This is a genomic window from Nodosilinea sp. P-1105, assembly GCF_012911975.1.
Taxonomy (GTDB): Bacteria; Cyanobacteriota; Cyanobacteriia; order Phormidesmidales; family Phormidesmidaceae; genus Nodosilinea.
Genome location: NZ_SMDQ01000024.1, coordinates 67458 through 74341, shown reverse-complemented (window position 1 = coordinate 74341; position 6884 = coordinate 67458). Strand labels below are relative to the sequence as shown.

The following is a 6884-nucleotide window of genomic DNA, read 5'->3' as shown; positions in this document are numbered from 1 at the left end:
CAGCAGGGGAATATCGTCAACCCGTTCTGTGATAACGGTTAGAGGAGTTTCCATAGCCCAAATCTAACCTAATTGGCCGACCTCACTCAAAAATGAGCGAACCGGGAGTTTATTGTTTGACTGGAGAAATCACCATGCAGAATTTTGTTCACAGTTATCGAGACCTTCAGGTCTATCAGCTGGCCTTCGAGGGTTCGGTTGATTTGTATCGCCTGATCCACCAATTTCCTCAGGGTTTCGACACTTACCTGGCGGCAAAGCTCCTATCGACCTCTCGTGCCGTGCGCGCCAACATTGCTGCGGCCTGGGGTAAACGACGCAATTTGGCAGCCTTGATTGGGCACCTCAGCACGGCTCAACTGGAGGCAGCCGAGATGCAAATTTGGATTGAAGCTGCTATCGCTGCTGGGTATCTCACGGCTGGTGTGGGGCAAGGCTTGTATGACCGCTATCGCTGTATTTATGTAGCCCTCGATCAGCTGATGGCAAGCGCAATGGCGACGGCCAAGCGGCGACAGGGGAGCCAGGGGGCAGTTTGGCGGGCGACGGCGTAGGGGGGATGGGGAGAGGGGGGATGGGGAGAGAGGGAGAGGGGGGGATCACGATTCTTATGGGGTGCATTTCCGCGCGTTGGCGGAGCCTCCCCTTAGCGTGCGGAGCCTCCCCTTAGCGTTATGCACCCTGCCCGCCCCCACTCCCCCACTCCCCCACTCCCCCACTCCCCCACTCCCCCGCTCCCCCACTCTTCATCTCTAAAGGAAAAACCACCATGCACGACTTCATTCACAGCTACCAAGAGCTTCAGGTTTACCAACTGGCGTTCAACTGCTCGGTGGATATATACCGCCTCTCCCGAGGGTTTCCGGAGGAAGAGCAAGACCTGCTAACCCGGCAGTCGCTGACGGCGTCGCGATCGGTGTGTGCCAGCATTGCCGAAGCCTGGGGCAAGCGCCGCTACCGCAAGGCTTTTGTCGCTAAGCTCAGCGATGCTCAGGCGGAGGCGGCAGAAATGCAGACCTGGGTGCAAGTTGCAGTTCGGTGCGGATATCTGGACTGCCAAGCTGGGCAAGAGCTAGTTGGCCACTATCGCACCATTTTTGCCGCCCTGGAGCGGTTAGTCGAAAACGCTTCTGTTTGGGTTAAACCTGTCGATGGGGTGCTGCAATGATGCATTATTTCAAGTGGTTTAGACGAGTGCCAACGTCTCTTAATCACCAGGTTTGGCTTTTATTCAGGGGCATTTCAGGGGCCGACCGACGAGAAAAGCAAGGCTTAATGCGCAGGCTGTCAGCGCTGAGGGCCGAATGCAATGGGATCACCCACCAAATGAACCAAATGCGGCACCAGCTGAGTTTAGAAAATCGGGGGTTGCAGGCACGCTATGAGGAAATGAAAGCAGAACGAGACGATCTACAGCTCGAAATTTGGGAGCTTGAAGACCTGCTGCAAGAGCTGTTTGAGCTGTTGACGTTACTGGAAGCGGGGCCGCCTGCGATTGAGGCTGCCTGCTGGCCCGATATCACTTTTGAGGCTCAGCCCTTGGCTTTGCCAAAGCCGTTAGTTAAGCAGGCGGATAACGCGGAGAAAGCGCTATCGGTAGATTTGGCAACGATTGACGTATCTGGCACTAAACTGGCTCTGGTCGGTGGGCATGACTCAACCCGGCGGGGGGTGATTCATCAGCTAGTGAAGCGCCATGGCCTGCTCCACTGGGTAGAGTTGCCGCCCTTTGAGAAGCACAGCATTGGGAGAAGCAACATAAAGGCCAAAATTTCTGACTGTGACCTGATTGTGTTGATTACGGGCTACATGCGGCATAAGCAGACCGATAGCGTTGTGCGACTGAGGAAGCTAGGGGCGCTATCGGGGGATGTTTTGCTGGTGAGCTGCCGAGGCAGGAGTGGGGTGGTACGAGAAATTTTGACCCACATCGGCCAGAAGAATTGTTAACGTTAGCATTGAGAGGTTGACGCTTTGAGTTTGAACGGCTAACCTGAGGGGGTCTGGCGAACCTTGAAAACCCCATAGTCTCGTTGCCCCCCTCAGATGCCGCTCCGTACAAGGGTTTCAGCCCTGTTGGCAGAGGGGTTATTGACATGAATTCTCAATTATTTGACCTTAGATTAGACCCCCTCAGATTTGGGGTGTTGAAAGCCTTGCCCTGCAAGGGTTCTAGATCGAGGGGGTTCAAATCTCATTACCCCGCAAGGGGACGGAAACTCGAAAGTGAACCCTTCAGCATTGTGGAATAAAGTTCAAATCTCATTACCCCGCAAGGGGACGGAAACGGGAGCACCCTCCTTCAACGAGGGCCTCCTCTTGTTCAAATCTCATTACCCCGCAAGGGGACGGAAACGTCGCCCCCGGAGGGGGGGGCATCGTGAACCGAATAGTTCAAATCTCATTACCCCGCAAGGGGACGGAAACTTGAAGTCTTTTTGCTAAGTGGCTCAAATAGGGTAATGTTCAAATCTCATTACCCCGCAAGGGGACGGAAACTATGGTCTCCATTCTTTGGATAAATGATTGCAACTGTTCAAATCTCATTACCCCGCAAGGGGACGGAAACTGGAATGTATCGGAATTAAAGCCGTTCAAAGTGAACGGTTCAAATCTCATTACCCCGCAAGGGGACGGAAACTTAAAAACCTAGCCAAAGTAGCTTTCTGGTAACCAAGTTCAAATCTCATTACCCCGCAAGGGGACGGAAACTCATTACTCTCACACTCGACAACCTTATACGAGCCATCTGGTTCAAATCTCATTACCCCGCAAGGGGACGGAAACCCAAAGTAGCTTTCTGGTAACCAATGAGTACCTGTTGAAAGTTCAAATCTCATTACCCCGCAAGGGGACGGAAACGCTTATACATCGTCTCGCGAATCATCATTTGCTCATACGTTCAAATCTCATTACCCCGCAAGGGGACGGAAACTTTGTGGTTAGCCTTTACTTTACTGTTATGCGCCTGTTCAAATCTCATTACCCCGCAAGGGGACGGAAACAAGTACAACTGATGATCCATTGGATCAAAGAACCATGTTCAAATCTCATTACCCCGCAAGGGGACGGAAACGATCAACTGGACATCTTTAGCTCATATTGAACTGGTAAAGGTTCAAATCTCATTACCCCGCAAGGGGACGGAAACTCTTCCTTCCTTCTTTTGTTGAAGAAAGTATCCCAGAGTTCAAATCTCATTACCCCGCAAGGGGACGGAAACTGCCCTCGACGAATACCAGGTGTACCATGAATAGCTGTGGTTCAAATCTCATTACCCCGCAAGGGGACGGAAACTCTCCGTAATCCTCAAACTCATATCTATTGACATCGTTCAAATCTCATTACCCCGCAAGGGGACGGAAACCTAAGGCTTGCGCGAGCGCAACGGTGAAACCAAGTCGTTCAAATCTCATTACCCCGCAAGGGGACGGAAACTTCTGAGGAAGTCCTAATTGAAGGACCTTAGCGATCGTTCAAATCTCATTACCCCGCAAGGGGACGGAAACAATCAAAGAAACTCTAACTAACTTAGTCATTTGGGTTCAAATCTCATTACCCCGCAAGGGGACGGAAACCGATAGAACGTGACATAAACAAAAGTCTCCTAAGACTTGTGTTCAAATCTCATTACCCCGCAAGGGGACGGAAACGCGAGTGTTTGAATGCCCACCCTGAAGGTTCAGGAAGGTTCAAATCTCATTACCCCGCAAGGGGACGGAAACATCAACTTTGAAATTCTTCCAAGGAAGAATCCAAAGGTCCAAATCTCATTACCCCGCAAGGGGACGGAAACACCAGATTGTGATGCATCACTGTAACCTTGTACGAGTTCAAATCTCATTCCCCGCAAGGGGACGGAAACCATCCTCCCGTGTTGACATTCAGGTCTCCATTTTCGTCTAGTTCAAATCTCATTACCCCGCAAGGGGACGGAAACCGAACTAAAGAACGAAGATGGAAAAACGAAAATAGAAAATTTGTGGTCAACACGCTTCATCTTGGCCAAATGCCCTTCGTTTTTCCTTTTTCCTTTTTCCTTCTTTCTCCCCTGGGGGACGGAAACCGAACTAAAGAACGTAGGGCTTGCCCTTCCCGGAGGGTAGATGGAAAAACGAAAATAGAAAATTTGTGGTCAACATCGAGCATGTCGGCAGTCCCTTTTCGTTCTTCTTTCTTCCTTTTTCATTCTTTCTTCCTCCCCCTGGGTACTCTAGGCAAGCTGAGCTACCTGCTAAAAATGCCTGTTAGCGAAAATTCTCAACCGGAAGACTTGCGGCAGCGAACGAAGACATTTGCCCTACGGATCATCAAGCTTTATGGCTCATTGCCGAAAAGCACCGAGGCTCAGGTTTTGGGTAAACAGCTTCTACGGAGTGGTACCTCCGTAGGGGCACATTATCGAGAAGCCGTGCGATCGCGCTCCAAAGCTGAGTACATCAGCAAAGTAGGCGGCGGACTCCAAGAGCTAGAAGAGTCTGTCTATTGGCTAGAACTGCTTGCCGATGCTAATCTCGTAGCACCTCAGAAATTGACCAGCTTAATGACCGAAGCCAACGAACTCATCGCTATTTTCGTCACCTTAGCTAACCGCGCCAAAGCTTAATCTTCTTTTCGTTCTTCGTTTTTCGTTCTTCCCTCTTTCTACGTGCTCTCCTCTCTCGGCATTGACCCGGCCCGCATTCGCCACGTGCAGCCCCGCACCCGCCGCACCCACTGGCAGGCCATTGTCAACTGGCTGACCCGCTACCAGCCCCCGGCAGAAGGCTCAAACCTGGAGCAGGTGCGGGGCTACCTGGAAGCGTTTTACCACCTCTGCGAGATTGAAGAATGGCAGCGGGCGCTGCACCTGATGCTGCACGAGCTAGATACCCCCGCCCAGGCCCAGCTGCATTACCAGCTCAAGCTGTGGGGCTATCTGCCTGAGCAGATGGAACTCTATACCGCCCTGGTGGATCATGTGGATCCCTTGTGGCAAGGACGCTTGCTGCAATTTCTAGGGGCCATGTACCAGGCCCAGGGCAACTATGGGCAGGCCCAGGAGTACTGCGATCGCAGCCTGGCCATCTTGCAACCCGTGGGTACCCCAGTAGAACAAGGCATGGTGCTGAGCCACCTGGGCGAAATTCGCTATGCCCTGGGCGACTATGCCGCCGCCATCGACTACCAACAGCAGTGGCTGGCGATTGCCCGCAAGGCGGGGCTGCGCAGTGGCGAAGGCATTGCCCTGGGCAGTCTGGGCAATATCTACGAGTCCCAGGGGGACTACGCGACTGCGCTGGAGTACCACCGCCAGCACCTGGCCCTGGCCCGTGCGGAGGGCGACCTGGAGCTGGAGGGATCGGCCCTGGGCAATGTGGGCAGCTGCTACCAAGCTCTGGGCCAGTACGAGCAGGCCAAAACCTACCACCAGCAACACCTGGCCCTGGCGCAGAAAATCGGCCATCGCCAGGGGGAGAGCAACGCCCTGGGGGGACTGGGCAGCGCCTGCTATAGCCTCGGGGAGTACGAGTTGGCAACCTACTATTTTGATCAGCAACGGCAAATTGCGAGAGAGATTGGCGACCGCATGGGCGAGGCCAACGCTCTAGGTGGTCTGGGCAACGGGTGCTTTGCCACGGGCGACTTTGAACAGGCACTGGCCTACCACCAGCGACACCTGGCCATCGCCCAAAGCCTGGCCCATTCCCAGAGCACCCTCCACGCCCTGGGCAACCTGGGCAACGCCCATAGCGCCATCGGCCAGTACCCTCAGGCGGCAGACTGCTACCGACAACAGCTGGCGATCGCCGAGGCGATTGGTGACAAGCTAGGGATGGGGTTGGCCTACGGCAATTTGGGGGTAGTGGCCCACGCCCTGGGGAGCTACGGCGAGGCGTTCGAGGCATTGCGGCAGCAGTTAGCGATTGTACAGGAGATGGGCGATCGCCCTCGTGAGGGGCAGGCTCTGAGTAACCTGGGCAACACCTTAAGTGCTGTGGGCGACAATCCCCATGCGATTCAGTGTTACGAGACGGCGATCGCGATCGCGCAACAGGTAGGCGATCGCCAGGGAGAAGCCAACGCCGTGGGCTACTTGGGAAATCTCTACCTCTCCCTGGGGCAGTTCAACCTGGCGCTAGAGCACTACCAAAGGCACCTGGAATTGGCCAGAACCCTGGGCGATCGCCCAGGCGAAGCCCGTGCCCTACAAGGGCTGGGCAACACCCACCAGCAACTGGGCCACCCAGAGCAAGCCCTGGAGTTCCACCATCAAAACCTGGCCCTGGTCAGAGCTATGGGCGATGTGGCTGGGGAAGGAGCGGCTCTGGGGAGCATCGGTAACGTCTATGACGACCTACACGATTACGCTCAGGCGGCGACCTATCATCAGCAAGATTTGGCAATCGCCCGCCAGATTGGCGAAAAGCGGGCCGAAGCGGCGGCCCTGGGTAACCTGGCCAATGCCGAAAGTGAACTGGGCCAGTATGAGCAGGCGGTAGAGCACTACAGACAGACCCTGGCAATTGCCCGCCAGATTGGCGATCCGTTGGGCGAGGGGTTGACCCTGGCCAACCTGGGCGAAACCTTGATGAAGCTGGGTCAGTATGATGCCGCCCTGGCCCACCTAAAAGCTGGAATCGACATTTTGAAAAAGCAGGGGGCGAAATCGCTAGAGGTGTCGGCCTACAAGTATTTGGGGTTGCTGTACCAGACGATGGGCGATCGAGGCTTGGCGGTGAAGGCGTTTGAGCGGGCGATGGCTCTGGCTAGCGAGGTGGGGATGTAGGGGGAGTGGGGGAGTGGGGGAGTGGGGAGATGGGGAGATGGGGAGATGGAGCGGTTTGTTTTTCATCCTTCTGCCTTCATCCTTCTGCCTTCATCCTTCTGCCTTCATCCTTCTG

The 6884-nt window shown here is 54.5% G+C and carries 5 protein-coding genes and 1 CRISPR repeat array; all 5 genes read left to right on the top strand.

Annotated elements, in window-relative coordinates:
* The first annotated feature begins 134 nt into the window (after positions 1-134).
* The 5 genes from E1H13_RS12310 (at position 135) to E1H13_RS12290 (ending at position 6769) form a co-directional block, all read left to right on the top strand.
* Positions 135-554, top strand: coding sequence for a four helix bundle protein (locus tag E1H13_RS12310; protein ID WP_169613716.1), 420 nt, complete (start codon positions 135-137; stop codon positions 552-554).
* A gap of 215 nt (positions 555-769) precedes the next feature.
* Positions 770-1168, top strand: coding sequence for a four helix bundle protein (locus E1H13_RS12305; protein ID WP_169613715.1), 399 nt, complete (start codon positions 770-772; stop codon positions 1166-1168).
* Between the two features lie 158 nt (positions 1169-1326).
* Positions 1327-1950: a hypothetical protein gene (locus tag E1H13_RS12300; RefSeq protein WP_169613714.1), complete on the top strand. Its 624-nt coding sequence runs from the start codon at positions 1327-1329 to the stop codon at positions 1948-1950.
* A 235-nt stretch (positions 1951-2185) separates the two neighbouring features.
* Positions 2186-3940: a CRISPR direct-repeat array (repeat unit 35 nt; unit sequence GTTCAAATCTCATTACCCCGCAAGGGGACGGAAAC).
* Positions 3941-4240: 300 nt separating this feature from the next.
* Entirely contained in the window at positions 4241-4606 is a 366-nt protein-coding gene (locus E1H13_RS12295; RefSeq protein WP_169613713.1) for a four helix bundle protein, read from the top strand.
* 42 nt (positions 4607-4648) lie between these two features.
* Complete coding sequence (locus tag E1H13_RS12290) at positions 4649-6769, top strand: tetratricopeptide repeat protein (RefSeq protein ID WP_169613712.1); 2121 nt, start codon at positions 4649-4651, stop codon at positions 6767-6769.
* Positions 6770-6884 lie beyond the last annotated feature (115 nt).

What these genes read in the sequence shown, in the direction of transcription:
- E1H13_RS12310 (WP_169613716.1), top strand. Translation starts at nt 135, where the DNA reads ATGCAGAATTTTGTTCACAGTTATCGAGACCTTCAGGTCTATCAGCTG.
- E1H13_RS12305 (WP_169613715.1), top strand. Translation starts at nt 770, where the DNA reads ATGCACGACTTCATTCACAGCTACCAAGAGCTTCAGGTTTACCAACTG.
- E1H13_RS12300 (WP_169613714.1), top strand. Translation starts at nt 1,327, where the DNA reads ATGAACCAAATGCGGCACCAGCTGAGTTTAGAAAATCGGGGGTTGCAG.
- E1H13_RS12295 (WP_169613713.1), top strand. Translation starts at nt 4,241, where the DNA reads ATGCCTGTTAGCGAAAATTCTCAACCGGAAGACTTGCGGCAGCGAACG.